At 64.7% G+C, this 16992-nt stretch carries 14 protein-coding genes; 3 read left to right on the top strand and 11 right to left on the bottom strand.

The features are described 5' to 3' along the window. Positions 1-4: 4 nt before the first annotated feature. On the bottom strand, positions 5-2191 hold the full coding sequence (katG, locus tag C6W55_RS07965; protein WP_286892264.1) for a catalase/peroxidase HPI: 2187 nt from the start codon (positions 2189-2191) through the stop codon (positions 5-7). Positions 2192-2465: 274 nt separating this feature from the next. On the opposite strand from katG, the gene C6W55_RS07970 reads away from it, so the two are divergent. Further along, positions 2466-3800, top strand: a complete 1335-nt coding sequence (locus C6W55_RS07970; protein WP_286892266.1) for a hypothetical protein — start codon at positions 2466-2468, stop codon at positions 3798-3800. Between the two features lie 79 nt (positions 3801-3879). Here C6W55_RS07970 and C6W55_RS07975 read toward each other — a convergent pair whose 3' ends face one another. From C6W55_RS07975 to C6W55_RS08015, 10 genes are all read right to left on the bottom strand, one after another. Further along, positions 3880-4272, bottom strand: a complete 393-nt coding sequence (locus C6W55_RS07975; RefSeq protein WP_286892267.1) for a gamma-glutamylcyclotransferase family protein — start codon at positions 4270-4272, stop codon at positions 3880-3882. Further along, positions 4269-6407 (bottom strand): putative bifunctional diguanylate cyclase/phosphodiesterase, encoded by a 2139-nt coding sequence (locus C6W55_RS07980; RefSeq protein WP_286892269.1) that lies wholly within the window; start codon positions 6405-6407, stop codon positions 4269-4271. Before C6W55_RS07980 ends, C6W55_RS07975 begins: the two co-directional genes overlap by 4 nt. Before the next feature lie 173 nt (positions 6408-6580). Beyond that, positions 6581-7354 (bottom strand): LamB/YcsF family protein, encoded by a 774-nt coding sequence (locus C6W55_RS07985; protein ID WP_286892271.1) that lies wholly within the window; start codon positions 7352-7354, stop codon positions 6581-6583. Between the two features lie 26 nt (positions 7355-7380). Then, positions 7381-8415: a 5-oxoprolinase subunit C family protein gene (locus C6W55_RS07990; RefSeq protein ID WP_286892272.1), complete on the bottom strand. Its 1035-nt coding sequence runs from the start codon at positions 8413-8415 to the stop codon at positions 7381-7383. Then, positions 8382-9137 (bottom strand): 5-oxoprolinase subunit PxpB, encoded by a 756-nt coding sequence (gene pxpB / locus C6W55_RS07995; RefSeq protein ID WP_286892273.1) that lies wholly within the window; start codon positions 9135-9137, stop codon positions 8382-8384. The genes C6W55_RS07990 and pxpB overlap by 34 nt, the downstream gene beginning before the upstream one ends. A 281-nt stretch (positions 9138-9418) precedes the next feature. Beyond that, positions 9419-9829 (bottom strand): transposase, encoded by a 411-nt coding sequence (locus C6W55_RS18085; protein WP_353682022.1) that lies wholly within the window; start codon positions 9827-9829, stop codon positions 9419-9421. A gap of 900 nt (positions 9830-10729) precedes the next feature. Next, positions 10730-12106: a VWA domain-containing protein gene (locus C6W55_RS08000; RefSeq protein WP_286892275.1), complete on the bottom strand. Its 1377-nt coding sequence runs from the start codon at positions 12104-12106 to the stop codon at positions 10730-10732. 133 nt (positions 12107-12239) lie between these two features. Continuing rightward, positions 12240-12809, bottom strand: a complete 570-nt coding sequence (locus tag C6W55_RS08005) for a hypothetical protein (protein WP_286892276.1) — start codon at positions 12807-12809, stop codon at positions 12240-12242. Positions 12810-12854: 45 nt separating this feature from the next. Next, on the bottom strand, positions 12855-13814 hold the full coding sequence (locus C6W55_RS08010) for an aldolase catalytic domain-containing protein (protein ID WP_286892277.1): 960 nt from the start codon (positions 13812-13814) through the stop codon (positions 12855-12857). A 700-nt stretch (positions 13815-14514) separates the two neighbouring features. Beyond that, complete coding sequence (locus C6W55_RS08015; RefSeq protein ID WP_286892278.1) at positions 14515-15618, bottom strand: GIY-YIG nuclease family protein; 1104 nt, start codon at positions 15616-15618, stop codon at positions 14515-14517. 122 nt (positions 15619-15740) lie between these two features. Here C6W55_RS08015 and C6W55_RS08020 point away from each other — a divergent pair, with 122 nt between their 5' ends. Both C6W55_RS08020 and C6W55_RS08025 read left to right on the top strand, forming a co-directional pair. Continuing rightward, positions 15741-16220 carry a glutathione peroxidase gene (locus C6W55_RS08020; protein ID WP_286892279.1) on the top strand — a complete coding sequence of 160 codons (480 nt, stop codon included), beginning with the start codon at positions 15741-15743 and terminating at the stop codon, positions 16218-16220. Positions 16221-16226: 6 nt separating this feature from the next. Next, on the top strand, positions 16227-16973 hold the full coding sequence (locus C6W55_RS08025; RefSeq protein ID WP_015253973.1) for a spermidine synthase: 747 nt from the start codon (positions 16227-16229) through the stop codon (positions 16971-16973). Positions 16974-16992 lie beyond the last annotated feature (19 nt).

Consider the following 16992-nt stretch of genomic DNA (forward strand, 5'->3'; position numbering starts at 1 on the left):
TCGATCAATGCGATAAAGCCAGATCGTAGCGATCCGCGTTCATGATCTTGACCCAGGCGGCGATGAAGTCGCGCACGAATTTCTCCTGATTGTCGTCCTGGGCGTATACTTCGCAGATGGCGCGCAGCTCGGAGTTGGAGCCGAACACGAGATCCACCTGCGTCGCGGTGTACAGCACTTCGCCCGTCTTGAGGCTGCGTCCTTCGTACACGCCGTCGCCGGCAGGCTTCCACTGGATGTTCATGTCCAGCAGGTTGACGAAGAAGTCGTTCGTCAGCTGACCGACGCGGTCCGTGAATACGCCGTGCTTCGTGCCGCCGAAGTTGGTGCCGAGCACGCGCATGCCGCCGATGAGCACCGTCATTTCCGGAGCGGTCAGACCCAGCAGGTGCGCCTTGTCGATCAGGAGCTCCGCCGGATTCACCGGAACGCCCTTCTTCACGTAGTTGCGGAAACCGTCGGCGAGCGGCTCCAGCACGGCGAAGCTTTCGACATCGGTTTGCTCCTGGGTTGCGTCGCCGCGACCCGGCGCGAACGGAACGTTGACGTCGAATCCGGCGTCCCGCGCAGCTTTCTCGACCGCCGCGCTTCCGCCGAGCACGATCAGGTCGGCCAGGCTGACCTTCGGATCCAGCTCTTCCTGGATGGCTTCCAGGATCCGCAGCACTTTCGCAAGCTGTTCAGGCTGATTGACTTCCCAATCCTTCTGCGGCGCCAGACGGATTCTCGCGCCGTTCGCGCCGCCGCGGAAGTCGGTATGCCGGAACGTGCTTGCCGCTGCCCACGCCGTCGTGACCAGTTCGCTCACCGTCAGGCCGGAGTCGAGAATCCGCTGCTTGATGTCCTCGATCTGTTCTTCCGTCAGTGTGTAATCGACCGACGGCACCGGGTCCTGCCAGATGAAGTCTTCCTGCGGCACTTCCGGACCGAGCAGCCGCGTTCGGGGACCCATGTCGCGGTGCGTGAGCTTGAACCACGCGCGGGCGAACGCCCGGGCGAATTCCTCCGGATTTTCCATGAAACGGCGGGAGATTTTTTCGTAGACCGGATCGAACCGCAGCGCCATGTCCGCCGTCGTCATCATCGGCTTGACGCGGATGGACGGATCTTCCGGGTCCGGAGCCAGATGTTCCGGCTTCGGATCGGCGGGCTCCCATTGCCAGGCGCCCGCCGGACTCTTCGTCAACTGCCATTCATAGCCGAACAGGTTCTGGAAGAAGCCGTTGTCCCATTTCGTCGGATTCGACGTCCAGGGACCCTCGATGCCGCTGCTGATCGTGTCGCGGCCTTTGCCGGAACCGTGCGAGCTGATCCAGCCGAGGCCCATGTGCTCGACCGGCGCAGCTTCCGGATCGGGACCGACCTTCGCGGCGTCGCCCGCGCCGTGCGCCTTGCCGAACGTGTGGCCGCCGGCGATGAGCGCCACGGTTTCCTCGTCGTTCATGCCCATCCGGCTGAACGTCTCGCGGATGTCGCGTGCGCTTGCGACCGGGTCCGGATTGCCGTTCGGGCCTTCCGGGTTGACGTAGATCAGGCCCATCTGAACGGCCGCCAGCGGGTTTTCCAGCTCGCGGTCTCCGGAATACCGGTTGTCGCCGAGCCACTCTTTCTCGGATCCCCAATAGATGTCCTCTTCCGGATGCCAGACGTCGACGCGTCCGCCGCCGAAACCGATCGTCGGGCCGCCCATCGACTCGATCGCGACGTTACCGGCGAGGATGAACAGGTCGGCCCAGGAGATCTTGTTGCCGTACTTCTTCTTGATCGGCCACAGGAGCCGGCGCGCCTTGTCCAGGTTGGCGTTGTCCGGCCAGCTGTTCAGCGGGGCGAACCGCTGGGTGCCGGAGTTCCCGCCGCCGCGGCCGTCGAAGGTGCGGTACGTGCCGGCGGAGTGCCAGGCCATCCGGATCATGAGCGGACCGTAATGCCCGTAATCGGCCGGCCACCATTCCTGGCTGTCGGTCATCAGTTTGCGCAGATCTTCTTTCAAAGCAAAGTAGTCGAGTTTGGAGAACTCCTTCGCATAATCGAAATCTTCACCCATCGGGTTCGATTTCCGGTCATGCTGGCGCAGGATGCTCAGGTTGAGCCGGTTGGGCCACCAATGTTTGTTCGTGGTCGCCTCGGGCCTGTGGCTCGTGACGCTGCCGTGCGAAAAAGGGCATTTGCCGGTGCTTGCCGTCGTGTCCATTCCCATCTCTCCCGTTCCGTTAGATTTAAATCTATTTAATAATAATTCTAATCTATTTATAAACCGATTTGGGCGTTTTATCAAGCTTTTTCATTTTCCATCGTCGCCCATGCCGGGCTCCGCCGCCAGAGCCGCAGGGACGTCCGCTGCCCGCCGCCGTTGGCCGGTCATGGGGATTTGCCCGGTTTGCTGCGCCTTGGTTGAATAAATATTCTTATTGGTGTATATTTATTGAAAAGACTGACTGCGGATCATGCCGCGGGGAGGATCGGAAGTGGAGAAACCTGACCTTGTCATTGCAAACCTGGGTTACCCGAGAATCGGCGAACGGCTGGAAGGCATAGCGGCGTTGGAAGCGTACCGGGCGGGGAACATCGGCGAACGGGAGCTGGAAGAACGGCTGAAGGCGGTCCGGCTCGCCCGTCTGCTGAAACAGCAGGAAGCCGGCGTCGACTGGATTCCGGTCGGCGATTTCGCATTGTACGATCATGTGCTGGACCACAGCATCGCGTTCGGCCTCGTGCCGGAACGGTTCGCGGAGGCGGCCGCGCGCGGGCCGGCGGCGCTCGCCTTCGCCATGGCCGAAGGCGCTCCGGGAGCGGCGGCCTGCCGGACGAAGCCGTGGTACGGCACGCCGTACCGATACATCGTGCCGGAACCGGCGGCGGACACGGACACGGCGCCGCGCCTCGTCCGCAATCCGTGGGCCGAGGCGTTCCGCGAGGCGCGCGCGCATCTGCGGGCGCTGCCCGTGCCGGTCATGATCGGCCCTTATACATTCGCGAAACTGGCGGAAGGGCTCCCGCCGGAAGAGGCGCTTGAACGGATCGCGCCGGCGTACGCGGAGGCGCTGCGCGGACTGCATGAGGCCGGCGCGGCCTGGGTGCAGCTCGAGGAACCGGAGCTCGCCCGGGCCGTGCCGCCGCGGCATTGGCCGCTCATCGAGCGGACCTACCGGGCGCTGCACGACGCGGCGCCGCCGCTCCGCCTGATGCTGCAGCTCACGTTCGGTCTGCCGGACGAATGCGCGCGGCTGCTTGAGCTGCCCGCCGCCGGCATCGGCCTCGACTTTACGGCGGACGGGGGCCGCGCGCTGCAAGCCGTGGCGAAGCACGGCTTCCCGGCCGCCCTGGTGCTCGGCGTCGGCATCGTCGACGGCCGGAGCGTCTGGCGGTCCGACCTTACGGCGGCGTGCGCGCTGCTCGAGAACCTGCGGCGCCTCATCCCGCAGGTTCGGCTGGCGCTGCAGCCGTCCTGCAGCCTGCTGCATGCGCCGGTGGCGCTCGGGCGCGGGCCGGCGCCGCGCGGACTGCCCCGCCACGCGCTGGCGTTCGCCGACGAGAAGCTCGGCGAACTGCGCGTGCTGCGCACCGCGCTCACCGAGGGACGGGATGCCGTCAGGCTCGACCTGACGGACAGCGACGTGCTGCAAGACATGCTCCGCGTCCTGCTGCCCGCGGCCGTGCCGGACGGCGGCGTGCCGGTGGAGCACGCCTGGGTGCAGGCCTGCGGACCCGCGTGCATCCGGCCCGCCATCAGCGGCAAGCCGGCGGCCTTGGCTGCGGGCCGCAGGCACGCGGCCGCGGGCATGGCGTCGGGCACCGCATAAGGGCCGGAATCGCGAAATTCACCAATCCGGATACAACAATAACGGCCGCCCAACCCGCGCCTTGCGGGCATGGCGGCCGTTAACGCTTTTTCCTTCGATCGGGCCAATACGTCCCGGTCATGTACGGCAATCCCCGGGCATCCGGCCAGACGTACGCCCATCCCTCCAGCGGCTGTCCGGATGCGTCGCGGACCCAGATCCGCTCGTACTCGTTCGGCGATTCCGAGCCGATGAAGTCTTCCAGCTCATCCAGCTTCGCCAGCGCCTCGGGCCTGACCGTCAGCCACATTCCCCGCACGCGGCCCGCCATCGCGCCTTCGCCCCGCACCAGCGCGGGCCAGGCGCCGCAATCGACGAGCCTGCCGCGCACCTCGCCCGGCCGCGCATCCAGCACCCAGGGGGCCGCGATGCCGCGGTTGAACTCTCCGGGCAGCAGGGAGCCGTAGACGAACACATTCACGGCGCGGATCATCGTTCGCTGCAAGCCTCCTGGACTTGCCGGTGCTCGTGGTACCATTTGACGAACGCGTCGGCGGTGACCGGGCGGGTATAGTAGAAGCCCTGCGCTTCCTCGCATAATTCCGCGCGCAGGAAGCGAAGCTGTTCCTCGCTCTCCACCCCTTCGGCCGTCACGCGCATGTTCAGGTGGCGGGCCATCGCGGCAATCGTCGACACGATCGCCGCATCGTTCCCGTTGCGCTCCAGATCCGCGACGAAGGAGCGGTCGATCTTCAGCTTGTCGATCGGATAGCGCTTCAGATAGCTGAGCGAGCTGTAACCGGTTCCGAAATCGTCCAGGCTGATCTGTACCCCGACTTCCTTCAATTTGCGCAGCGTCTCGTAGGCAAATTCAACATCGGCCATCATGCTCTCGGTGATCTCCAGGCCGACCCAGTGCGGTTCGAGGCCGGTCTCTTCCACAATCGCGCGGATGCGGTCGGCAAAATCGTGCTGATGGAACTGGCGCATGGACAGATTGACGGACACGATGAACGGCGGCAGACCGGCGTCCTGCCACGCTTTGTTCTGGAAGCAGGCCGTGCGGATGACCCATTCGCCGATTTCGTTGATGAGCCCTGTCTCCTCCGCGATCGGAATGAACAGATTGGGCGGAATGACGCCGCGCTCCGGATGCTCCCAGCGAAGCAGCGCCTCGACGCCGGTAACGTTACCGGAATGCAGGTCGACGAGCGGCTGGTAGACCAGATAAAACTGGTTCTCCTCGAGCGCCCGCCGCATATCGTTCTCCAGCTTGAGCCGTTCATGCGCCTGGTCGCTCATCCGGGGAGTATAGATCCGATAGGCGTTCCGCTCTGCTTTCGCGCTGTACAGCGCCGCATCCGCATGCTTGAGCAGCAGCTCCGGCGTATTCCCGAACTCCGGCCCGACCGCGATGCCGATGCTGACCGTGATGTGGTATCCGGTGCCGTCGAACGACAGCGGCGTCTCGAACGCCTTCAGCAGCCGGGCCGCCATCTCTTCCGCTTCTTCGACTCTCGTCAGTCCGGGCAGCAATACCGTAAACTCGTCGCCGCCCATCCGATAGACATGCGGCAAGGGTGCAACCGCCTGCTTCAGCCGTTCCGCCGCGGCGATGAGCAGCTGGTCCCCGCAGGAATGGCCGAGCGTGTCGTTGATCGTTTTGAACCGGTCCATGTCCAGCAGCAGGACGGCGAGCCGGGTGCGGGACCGCTCCGCGCGGTTCAGTTCCGCCTCCAGCCGCTCGGTCAGCAGCCGCCGGTTGCCGAGTCCGGTCAGCTCGTCATGGTACGCCAGATACTGGATCTGGGCTTCCGCCCGCTTCTGCTGGCGCATCGGGCCTTCGATCGTCACCAGGTAAATCCCCTGCATCAGGAAAAAATAGCCGCCCGCCTTGAACATCTGCGCCAGCAGCATGTCCGCGTCCAGCAGTTCGTCGACGAACAGCACCTGCAGGTTGGCGAACCAGAGCAGGCACAATGCTTGCACGATTTTCAGCAGCGCCTGCGGACGGGTGCTCCGGTTCCGGTACAGAATTATCGACCCGGCAGCCGCATAGCCGCCCAGGATGATCACGATGGCCGCGACGCGCAAAATATCCAGCGCCTGCCCCGCAAGCAGCGCGCCCTCGCGGAAAAACGCAGCCGCCGCCACGATCGCCGCAACGGCAATGCCGCACAGGGGTGCCAGCCAGAGCAACCGCCGCCGTTCGCCGCCGTGCGCCTTCCCGTCCGCCTGGCTGAGCAGGAGGAGCAGGCCGGCCGCGCCGATCACCTGCGCCGCCGCGCCGTACACCATCGTGAGCGACGTGTCGCCGGCATCGCGGTAGAACGGCTGGCCGAAGAAGGTCAGCGCATGCGCCAGCTCCAGAATGCCGACGACGGTGAACAGGCTGGCCGTATGCAGCCGGATTCGGGTAAGTTGCCGGACGAAAAACGCCCAGCCGAGCAGCACCATCGCAAAACAGAAAGCCACGATCGCATAGCCAAGCAATGTCGCGACAAGCAGCAAATCCAGCATTTCCGTCCATCGATGGATGATGTCATGGAACAATCGCATGGCTGCAAACGACATCAACACCAGGCCGATTACCAAAACGGTCTGCTTCTCCGCCTTGTTCACCGACATTGCTCCGACCCCCGTGCCCGTATCAACTACATTTCGGACTCATTCGTGTGTTTTCGCAACTTGCTAACCATTTCCACGCGCAATCTGCAGATTCCTGCCGGAAATGCATATTTTTCATGTTTTGGAAGTTATTATTCCGACTTCATCCGACCCGGCGCGGCCGTCCCGCTTCTTCAGGGCACGAACGGGGAAGCGATCCGCCATCCTTCCCGCTCGAGCGCGCGCCTCACCGCGGCCGCGATCTCCGGGGCGCCGGGACTGTCGCCGTGAATGCAGAGGGTGCCGGCGCGGACCGCTGCCGTCCCGCCTTCCGCCGTCCGCACGACGCCGCGGGACGCGATGTCGAGCGCCTGCGCCGCCGCTTCTTCCGGCTGCTCCAGCACCGCGCCGGCGGAGCCGCGCGGCAGCAGGCTGCCGTCCGCGCCGTAGCGCCGGTCGGCGAACGCTTCGGCCGCCGTCTTCAGGCCGGCCGCCTCGGCCGCCCGCTCAAGCAGCCCGCCCGGCGGCACGAACAGGCCGATCGCCGGGTCGAACCTCCGGACGGCCCGTGCAACCGCTTCGGCCAGCGCTTCCGACCGGTCCGCCATATGATACAGCGCGCCGTGCAGCTTCACATGGCGGATGCGGCCGCCCGCGGCCCGCACGAAGGCGTCGAGCGCGCCGAGCTGGTAGAGCAGGTCGTCGGCCGCTTCCTCCGCGGTGAGCGCCATCGCCCGTCGGCCGAAGCCGGCCCGGTCCGGCAGACCGGGATGGGCGCCGACGGCGACGCCGGCTTCGATGCACCGCTCGACCGTCTCGCGCATCGTGCGCGGGTCACCGGCGTGAAAACCGCAGGCGATGTTCGCCGACGAAAGGAGTGGAATCAGCTCGTGGTCCCGGCCGATCGCATAGGGGCCGAAGCCTTCGCCGACATCACCGTTCAGATCGATGGTTCTGGCATTCGACATGGTCAATGATTCGCCTCCCGCATGGTTCAACGATTCGGAAGCCGGCAGCGAATGCCGGCGGCGAGCAGGCGCAGCTCCGCCTCCCGCCTGAGCAGCAGGCGGTGCGCCTCGTCCACCCCGATCGGGCGGAACCGCACCCGGTCGCCGGGGCGGAGCTGCGCGAGCAGCGGCAGGTCGACGGCTGCCACATGGGCGATGACCGGGTAGCCGCCGGTCGTCTGGCAGTCGGCGCCGAGCACGATCGGCTGCCCGCCGGCCGGCACCTGCACGGCGCCGGGCAGCACGCCGCGCGAGCGCATCTCCGTGCGGACCGCAAGTTCCAGCGGCGGCCCCGTGAGCCGCACGCCCATCCGGTCCGAATCGGGAGCCGCCGTGTACGGCTCCCGGAAGAAGCGTTCACGGGCTTCCGCCGTGAACGCTTCCGGGCCGGCGGACGGCACGGCGCGCAGCACGACGCCGTCCGCCGCATCCCGCGCGCTGCCGCCTCCGGCGAAGCCTTCCGGCAGCGCGCACCAACCGGGCGCAGCCCACGCGCGCCCGGCTGCGGCGGCCTCCGCCGCCAGCGCCGCTGCCCAGGCGGCCGCCCACGCCGAGGGCGCGCCCGCGGGCAGCGCATCGCCGGCCCGGAGGGGCCGGCCGTCCGCGCCGCCGAAGCCGGCGCGGACGTCGGTGCCGCGCCCGCCAAGCACCGGCGGCATGTCGATGCCGCCGGCGACCGCGACGTACGCGCGGCAGCCCCGTGCGGCGCGGCCGAACCGGATCACCGTCCCGCGCCGCACCCACACCGGGCGCCGCAAGGGAAGCCGGCCCCCGTCCGCGGCCGGCGGCATCTCGGCGCCCGTCACCGCGATGAGCAGATCATCCGCCGCTTCCAGTTCGGCGCCACCCAGCGTCATCTCCAATCCGGCCGCCCCTTCGGGATTGCCGACGAGCAGGTTCGCCGTACGGAACGCGACCTCGTCCATCGCACCGCCCGCGGTGACGCCGATCGCGCGGTACCCTGCTCTTCCGCCGTCCTGCACCGTCGTCAGCAGTCCGGGCGCTCGGACGATGAGCCCCATCGGCACCCCTCCTTTCGGGCGTCCGCATCCGGCGCACCGCCGTCCGCAACGGGCACGAACAGGACGATATCGCCGGCGCGGAGCAGGGACGGCTCGGCAGCATGCGGATCGAACAGCTTGAGATCGGTGCGGCCGATGATCTGCCACCCGCCCGGCGAATCGAACGGGTACACGCCGGTCTGCCCGCCCGCGATGCCGACCGATCCGGCCGGAACCCGGCGCCGCGGCACGGCCAGGCGCGGCTGCGCCAGCCGCTCCGGCAGCCCGCTCAAATACGGGAATCCCGGCATGAATCCGATCATCGCGACCGTGTAGCGCGCCGACGCGTGCGCCGCGATGAACGCGTCCGGGTCCAGCCCGGCCCGCTCCGCGCACGCTTGCAGATCGGGGCCGTCCGCGCCGCCGTAGCGCACCGGGATCTCGACCACGCGCGGCATCACCTCCGCGCCCGCTTCGCCGCTCTCCAGAATGCGCCGAAGCGCCGATTCCACGAACGGCCATACCGCCGGCTCGCCGCCCGCGACCGGCGCTTGCGCCGCGGCGGCCACGGGGTCGTAGATCACCGTCACCGTATCGTAGGCGGGAACGACGTCGACGACCCACGGCAGCCGCGCCGCCTCGATCCGGACCGCGCATGCCGCCGGACGGATTTCCGCGTCCGCTTCACCGCCGTCCCATTCGGCCACGGCCGCCCGGTCGCCCGCGGGCACCCATCGCATCATGCTTTCCTCCCCGCTTTTTGTCTCTCTCCGTCTTGCATGTTGCAACTTCCACTTTACAGTTTCGGCTATTTTCGATTTTCTGTCCATATGACCTGCGCTGCACCCCCCGCCACGGCCATCCCGCTTATAAAAAAACCGGCACAACCGCGCGATTCGCGTCATGCCGGCTTCAACGAGAGGGACACGCGCCCCCAACGAAACCACCTACCGTTTATACGAAAATGCGAATCGAAAGAAGGCAAAAAAAGCCCCACCGCACCAAGAAATCACGTTCGATTTTTTTAAATGGACCCTGTCCCAGTTGGTTTTAACTCCACTTCAAACTCTAACTGTTTCAGTTGATAGGTCAATCGTTCCGCCATTTTTGCGGCGGAGTCTTCGAACATGGTTTGCTCGATATGCCGGTATTCTACGCGGTCTCTCAGAATGGCATAGACGATCCTGATCATGAGATGGGCGGTGGCAACCGACGCTTTTGGTTCTCCTCGTCGTTTCCGTATGCGTCGGAAATGTGCGCCGATTCGATTTGGGCTTCTGCAATTGGCCCATGCGCATTGACACCAAATGCCTTTGACGTATTTGTTCCCATGGAGAGACCGCGCGGTCTTTTTTACGCCTGCACTTTCGTTGTTTCCGGGAGCTACTCCCGCCCACGAAGCCAGTTTCGCATCGGATGAAAAATATTCCGTCACGGGGAGTGATCTCCGCCAGAAGGATGATCGCTGCTGAACGATCAATCCCGGGAATGGTGTCGACCAAATTCACCTCTTTTTCATAGGGGGGGGGATCAACAAGACGCCGGTGCTTTCCATCGCGACTCCCCGGCACTCCCGTTCCATAAGCCAATCCTGCAACTCCAGGATTTCGCGAGTGGTTGTGCCGAAAGTGCGAATTTCAGCCTCAGGACAATAGGCGATTCTCGGAGCTGCAATAGAAGACGGGTTATTTCACGGGAGCACCAATACGTTTACCGTCTTTTGACCGGTCCTCTATATATCGTCGGTTTGCAAGAAGGATGATGGGATCGTCTGGCGGATCCATTTTCATTCATAGTGATGACTGTAAAGTCATGGTGGTTATTTCGCCATCCATGGCCTCTTTTGCATCCTTAACGAAACCAGGTATTCTTATCTGCCTCACGCGGGCGGAGTTTGACTCGTTTTCATCCGAATAACGCGCCCTGGTTTCGTTAGCATTCCAAAACGCCCGCCTTTTTCACAAATAAAGATTCCCCATTTCGTTACCCCGCCCGAGACAGCTCTCCGGTGCTCACACGCACTTCCGCGAACAGTCCCGGGACCCGTTCCGACGCCCAGGGGCCGACTCCTCCCGGTGCATCAACAGCCGCACTTCCGTCACATGAGTTACGCGTCCTGCGCCACATGCCCCCCCATACCCGCCGCAGAATGTGCACCGCAAGCGCCCAACGCTGATACACAACACCCGCACCTACGCGCCTCGGATGACTACGCATCCCGCACAGCATGCAACACACGCATCCCGCTCCGCATGCAGCTTACACCCTGCACCACCTGCACCTCATGCGGCCTCGCTCGCCGCAGCTCACGCCAGCACCACATGCACCTCACCGCTCACCCGTTCTCCTCCGGCAGGCCGGCGTAGCGCCGGATGATCTCGACCAGCAGATCGTTGAGCGGACGCACCTCGAACTCGCCGACCGCCGCTTCCAGATGGTCGTTGCCGATGCCGCTGTGGTCGGTCAGGAAAACGTAGGTGCCGCCGGTCGCCGCCGCCAGAAAACGCATCAGATACTCCGTGTTCACGTCGACGCCGCTCGAAGCCACCGGCACGATCCGGATACCGAGCTTTGCCGCTTCCAGCGTCGTCTCGTGCAGTTCGTCCACGATCTGCGGCTCGTTCCGGGGCGGCGCGTCGCCCACGAGGAACAGCAGGCGCGTCCGCGCCGACCGCCGCCATTCATGCCCGCTGACCGCGTTCGTCAGCGCCTGCTCGACCGCTTCCGGATAGTCGCCGCCGCCCTCGGCCTTCTCCTTCGCAATGCGTCTCACCGCTTCGTCGATGTCGGCCGTGAACGGGTACGGCTTGATGACGTAATCGTCGTAACGGTCCCGATAGAAATTGACGCTCACTTCGATATCAAGCTGCCCGGCGCCCTTCCGCGCGCGGTTGATGACATCCTTGAGCTCTTCCCGCAGAAAATCAATCTCGTCCTGCATCGATCCCGTCGTGTCCACGACGAACATGAGATCGACTGCGTCCGACGGCTCGGGCCGCTGTTCGAACGTGACGACGAGCGGCTCTTCGCGCGGAATCGGCACATGGCTGAAAATTTTCGACTCGCCGCCCGCGCGCACCTCCACGTCGTAGCCGGGCTGCGCACGGCTCACGCCTTCCTCGTACTGTCCCCGATCGCGCGTCGGCATCGAACCCTGGTCTTCTGCCGGTTCGGGCATGTTCACGCCCGGGTAGTCCCGCTCGAACATCCGGGCATACGCATAGGCGTACCCGTCCATGTCCGTCTTCGTCCGCCAGACGAGCCGGCCGTCCGCGTCTTTCACGATGACATCGGCGTCGACGACCGGCTGCCCGCCCGCCTCGGCCCGGACGACAAGCCGGTCGAACCGGTAATACGCCCAGTAACGCCGGTTGTCCGTACCTTCACGGCTCCGGAGCAGATTCTGCCAGTCCTCCCACCGTTCAACGTCGCGCCATTCGCCGGCCGTGAGCTGACCCGGCGCCGCCTGCGGATTCCCGGCGATCCGGGATGTCCTTCCCCCCGCCTCGCCTTCCGCCGGCCGGTCGGCCGAATCGGCGCGAGGGGTACCTCCGGAAGAAGCCGCATCCGACGCCGGGCGGGATTCGCCTGAAGCGCTTCCATCGGCCGCATCGTTCCTTCCCGCTCCCGAACAACCCGCCAGAATAACGACCAAGAGCAAAACCACCGCCAGCAGCAATCGGTGCACACCGGCCGTCCAGACCGGGCGCATGCGTCTTTTTCCCGGCATACGCAGACCCCCATGAAATTTTTTTTAATCTCTAGACGCGCCGGCTGGAAAAAGGTTGCAGTCCGCCAAAAACAAAGGCGGCTTCGCGGGAAAACCTCCCGCAAAGCCGCCCGGTTCAGACGCGCTCCAGGCAATAATTCAGCAACACCGACATTTCCAGATGCTGCAGCTCCTCCAGCAAGGCGCGGGCGTCGTCGCTGCCCCGTCCCTGAACCTGCGCCTCCACGGCGTCGACGAACCGGAACGGATCCCACTCGCCCGCGGTCGCCAGCTTGCCGATCAACCGATCCGCTTCCGGCGCGCCTGCGCCCGGGCGGAACGAAGCCAGCAGATCCCGTGCCGCGTCATGCAGCCGGCTCATGGCCGGATGGCGGCCGACGCGGCGGAACCAATATTTCGAGTTCCAGTAGTCGCCCTCCATCCGGTGCATGATGCCGTGCCAGTAACTGCCCGTCGGATTCTCGATTCCCTGGGAGATCGTGTGCGACCGGTCGAGATTGCCGTTCCACAGCAGCAGGCCCGAGACGACCGCGAGCGCGTCCGGGTCGCCGCCGGCTTCCGCCTGCAGCTTGCCGATCGCCTCGTCGATCGCCCGGTCCGCCGGACCTTCGGGCGCAAGCGGCAGCAGCGGCCTGCGCGCTTCGAGCTGCCGCATCCATTCTTCCGCCTTCGCTCTCAAGCTCATGCCGATTCCCTCCCCCGATGCCGGATTGCAGCCCGATGCGAAGCCTTAGCTGCGCACCGTCTCCGGCGTCGTCAGTCTGTCGTAGAAATCGACCGCCTTGTCCTTGTCCGGCGAATTGCGCAGCGCCATCGCCGAACGCGGATGTTCGTCGAGCAGTCCCGTGATCATGTACGGAATGATGTAGCCCCACTCTTCTTTTTCCCGGAGCGGGATCATATGTTTCTCGATCATCTGGAGCACCGGACGCACTTCGTATTTCGGGTTTTTCAGCTTCGCGACGAGCAGCTCGGTCGGGCAGTTGCCCGCGGCGCGGCCCATGCCGTACACGGACGCGTCCAGCAGCTCCACGCCTTTGCCGGCCGCAAGCAGCGTATTCGCGAACGCCAGCTGCAGGTTGTTGTGCATATGAGCGCCGAGCCGCTTGTTCGGCAAATATTTCTGGAACTGGTCGACCAGGTAACTCACGTCGTCGGGCAGCAGGCTGCCGTACGAATCGACGATGTACACGATGTCGACCGGGCTGTCCGCGATCGCCTTGAACGCTTCGATCAACTGGTTCTCCATGACGTTCGAGAGCGCCATGATGTTCAGCGTCGTCTCGTAGCCCCGCTGGCGGAACAGCTCGACGAGCCGGAGCGCCTTGTCCACATCCTGGATGTAGCAGGCGACACGGATCAGGTCGAGCAGGCTTTCTTCGCGTGGCAGAATGTCATTCTCGTCCACGCGGCCGACGTCGCAGAGCGCGGACAGCTTCGTCTCGCCTTTCTGCGGAATGACTTCGCGCAGGAACTTGTCATCGAGAAACCGCCACGGCCCCGCCGAATCGGCGCCTTTGAGCAGTTTCGGCGAGTTCTTGTACCCGATCTCCATATAGTCGACGCCGGCTTCGTTCAGCCAGCGGTACAGATCTTGCACAAACTCGACGCTGAAATCCCAGTTGTTCACGAGCCCGCCGTCGCGGATCGTGCAGTCGACAATCTTGCAGTGACCGGTGTTGGAAGTCATCGGCTTGTCCAGCTCCTTCGCGTTGCGATCTATAATTTCTCATCATACGAAAAAAATCGCCGCAACGCAAAACTTTTTCTGCAAAAAAAAAAGAGTCGATCCGCCACACGCCACCCGGAACGCCCGCTCGTGGTCCGTTTTGCCGCGATACGCTTGGACGTGTCCGCGGGCGCGTTCCGCGCAGGCAAATCCCGGCCCGGGCAGAAGCGCCTCGTCCACCGCGGGGAAAGCGGCACCGAACACCCTTGCACACCGGCGGCCGGCGCAGCTTCGACCTGCATGATCCGCCGGTCACGATGGTCACCTATGACCGGTCCTGGTGGTTTCACGCCGCTGTTAACGGCTCGAAATGCCGTTACCGCCCGCCTTCAGCCGGCCCCGGCGGCCTCGCGCCACCACTAACGGCACAATTTGCCGTTAATCGGGCCAGCCACCCCGTGCGGACACGCAATAACGGCACGAATTGCCGTTATCGCCCTCCTTCGCCCTGGACCGGCGGCCTCGCGCCACCACTAACGGCACATTTTGCCGTTAATCGGGCCAGCCACCCCGTGCGGACACGCAATAACGGCACGAATTGCCGTTATTGCCAGCGCCCTCCTGTAACAGAACGGCGTTCCGTTATTCGGACCCGACACCGCATGCAAACCGCCATTAACGGAGCAGCGTTCCGTTAACCAATCCCGCCCCGCAAGCGAGCCTACACCCATATCCCGCCACACGATGCGGCCGCCTCGCGCCGATACGCGTAATTCAGTTCGCACAGCTCCAGAAGCGCGCGTTTCGTGCCGCGCTTCGGCACCGTGATGCGTACGGAAGCTCCCTTCAATCGCCGAAGCTGCTCCGCCGTCCCCCGGACGTCTCCGATCCGGTTGACGATCAGCTCGTCCGGTACGTGAGCCCCCGAAGAGCCGTAATATTCAATGATGGCCCGATCGTCCGGCACCCCGCCAATGCGCTCCGCCTCCCGATATTCCATCGCCGACAGCATGCCGCGCTTGATCCGGGCGATCAGCATCCCGTCCTCCCCGAGATACAGCACGTCCTGATCGTGCCGCGTCTTCAGGTCGACGACCTGCGCGTCCGTCTCGCGTTCCAGCGCGCGGATCAGGCGCAGCAGCTCCCCCGCCCGCTCGAAATCGAGCCGATCCGCGCTCCGCTCCATCTCGGCCCGCAGCAGCCCGGCCAGCCCGCTCCCGTCTCCTGCGAGCAACTCCGCAACATACCGCGCCTGCCCCGCGTACTCCTCCTCCGTCTGCAATCCCGCGCAGACGCCGCCGCAGCGGCCGAGGTGCCAGCGGAAGCAGACTTCATCCGGCATCGGATCGCATGTTCGAAGCCGGAAGCGATCGCTGAGGAACTCGGCGAGCGTCTTCAGGCACCATTCCCCGGCGGGACCGAAGCGGACGACGGCTCCGTCGTCATCCGGTTCCGGCCGGTCGCCTCTGCGGCTGCGAAAGCAGGCCCGCAGCATCGGGTGCGGCCCGCTCGTCAGCACCAGTTCGCCGAACCCGCTGTCTTCCCGCTTCAGGGCGCGGTTGACGGGCGGCTGGTGCATTTTGATCAGATGGTTCTCGAGCGTCAGGCTTTCCGTCTCGTTCGTTGCAAGGATGATCTCGATGGCGGCCACGTTTCGGACCAGTTCGCGGAACCGGGGGCTTTTCTGCGGCTGATGGAAATAGGAACGGAGCCGGCTGCGCAGATTGACGGACTTGCCGATGTAGAGCACGCGCCCGTCTTCGCCGCGCATGATGTAACAGCCCGGCCGCTCCGGATACTTGTGCGGTTGAAATTCGAACGGCATCGCCGGCGCTCCTTCCGTCCGGGAACTGTGACAACTTTGGTAACAGTTTTCCGCTCGCGTTGACGGCTTATCTCCCGACAGCTACAATCATACCAAAATCAAGCCGGGAAGGATGGTGCCGCATGTCGGAAATCTACGCCATCGAGGTCAAAACGATTGACGGCCGGAACATTGCCATGTCGGAGTACGAAGGACAGGTGCTGCTGATCGTCAACACCGCCACCCGCTGCGGATTCGCGCCGCAGTTCACGGGGCTGGAGGAGCTTTATCAGAAGTACAAGGATCAGGGGTTTGCCGTGCTGGGGTTCCCGTGCAACCAATTTGCCGGTCAGGAGCCAGGGGATGACGCCGAGATCGCGTCGGCCTGCTCGCTCAACTTCGGCGTCACGTTCCCGCTGTTCGCCAAAGTCGACGTGAACGGCCCGAACCAGCATCCGCTGTTCCGTCTGCTCAAGCGCCAGAAATCCGGTTTTCTCGGCTCGGAAGCCATCAAGTGGAACTTCACGAAGTTTCTCGTCGACCGCAAGGGCAACGTGGTCAAACGGTACGCGCCGACCGTGAAGCCGGAGAAGATCGAAGCGGATATCCGCAAACTGCTGTGATGAGCCATGTACCGGCTCGCATACGAGACAACGCTCTGGAACGAGATTACCGTCTATGAGACGGGCGCCTTGTTCGGAAGGACCGGCCGGTTCCGCTGCCTCCGCTTTGCCGACGAAGCGGTGCAGGGAGCGATCGACCTCAAAGATCCCGGCCGGATCGTGCTGGAATACCCCCGGGCGCTCATCCATCTGATGGAGCGGAATGCGCCGGGATTCGGGCGGGCGTTCATGATCGGCCACGGCATCGGCACGATCCCGTCGCGTTATCCCGCAGGCGCGTTCACGATCGCCGAGATCGACGAACGGGTCGTTACGCTGAGCCGGGAATATTTCGGCTACCCGTGGGACAATGTCGTCATCGGCGACGGGCGCAGGCTGCTGGAAGCGGAGCCTCCGGCTTCGCTCGATGTCGTCCTGATCGACGCGTTCACGAAGGACGGTACGCCCCGCCATCTGACGACGGTCGAATGTTTCCGCATGGCCGGCGGCAAGTTGCGGAGCCCGGGCCTTGTGCTCCTCAATCTGGCCGGCAGGATGCGCGGCGACCGCCGCATTGCGTCCATCCACGCATCCCTTGCCGAGGCGTTCCGCCATACCGCCGCCTTCTTCCTGCCGGAATCGCCCGGCCGCCCGTACGGCAATGTGCTGCTTGCGGGCAGCAGCCGGCCGATCGCCTTCGCCGCCGAAGGGATGGCCGGATTCCGCCCGTTCGCACCGGAACCGGGGTTCGCCCTGCGCGACCGCCCCGAATGACGCCGCAGCCGCCCGGCAT

Origin of the sequence: Thermobacillus sp. (genome assembly GCF_003390775.1) — a bacterium.
Lineage (GTDB): Bacteria > Bacillota > Bacilli > Paenibacillales > Paenibacillaceae > Thermobacillus > Thermobacillus xylanilyticus.

Bases quoted from the DNA above. Each gene is read 5' to 3' on its own strand.
- katG (WP_286892264.1), bottom strand. From the start codon at position 2,191: ATGGACACGACGGCAAGCACCGGCAAATGCCCTTTTTCGCACGGCAGC.
- C6W55_RS07975 (WP_286892267.1), bottom strand. From the start codon at position 4,272: ATGATCCGCGCCGTGAATGTGTTCGTCTACGGCTCCCTGCTGCCCGGA.
- C6W55_RS07980 (WP_286892269.1), bottom strand. From the start codon at position 6,407: ATGTCGGTGAACAAGGCGGAGAAGCAGACCGTTTTGGTAATCGGCCTG.
- C6W55_RS07985 (WP_286892271.1), bottom strand. From the start codon at position 7,354: ATGTCGAATGCCAGAACCATCGATCTGAACGGTGATGTCGGCGAAGGC.
- C6W55_RS07990 (WP_286892272.1), bottom strand. From the start codon at position 8,415: ATGGGGCTCATCGTCCGAGCGCCCGGACTGCTGACGACGGTGCAGGAC.
- pxpB (WP_286892273.1), bottom strand. From the start codon at position 9,137: ATGATGCGATGGGTGCCCGCGGGCGACCGGGCGGCCGTGGCCGAATGG.
- C6W55_RS08000 (WP_286892275.1), bottom strand. From the start codon at position 12,106: ATGCGCCCGGTCTGGACGGCCGGTGTGCACCGATTGCTGCTGGCGGTG.
- C6W55_RS08005 (WP_286892276.1), bottom strand. From the start codon at position 12,809: ATGAGCTTGAGAGCGAAGGCGGAAGAATGGATGCGGCAGCTCGAAGCG.
- C6W55_RS08010 (WP_286892277.1), bottom strand. From the start codon at position 13,814: ATGACTTCCAACACCGGTCACTGCAAGATTGTCGACTGCACGATCCGC.
- C6W55_RS08015 (WP_286892278.1), bottom strand. From the start codon at position 15,618: ATGCCGTTCGAATTTCAACCGCACAAGTATCCGGAGCGGCCGGGCTGT.
- C6W55_RS08020 (WP_286892279.1), top strand. From the start codon at position 15,741: ATGTCGGAAATCTACGCCATCGAGGTCAAAACGATTGACGGCCGGAAC.
- C6W55_RS08025 (WP_015253973.1), top strand. From the start codon at position 16,227: ATGTACCGGCTCGCATACGAGACAACGCTCTGGAACGAGATTACCGTC.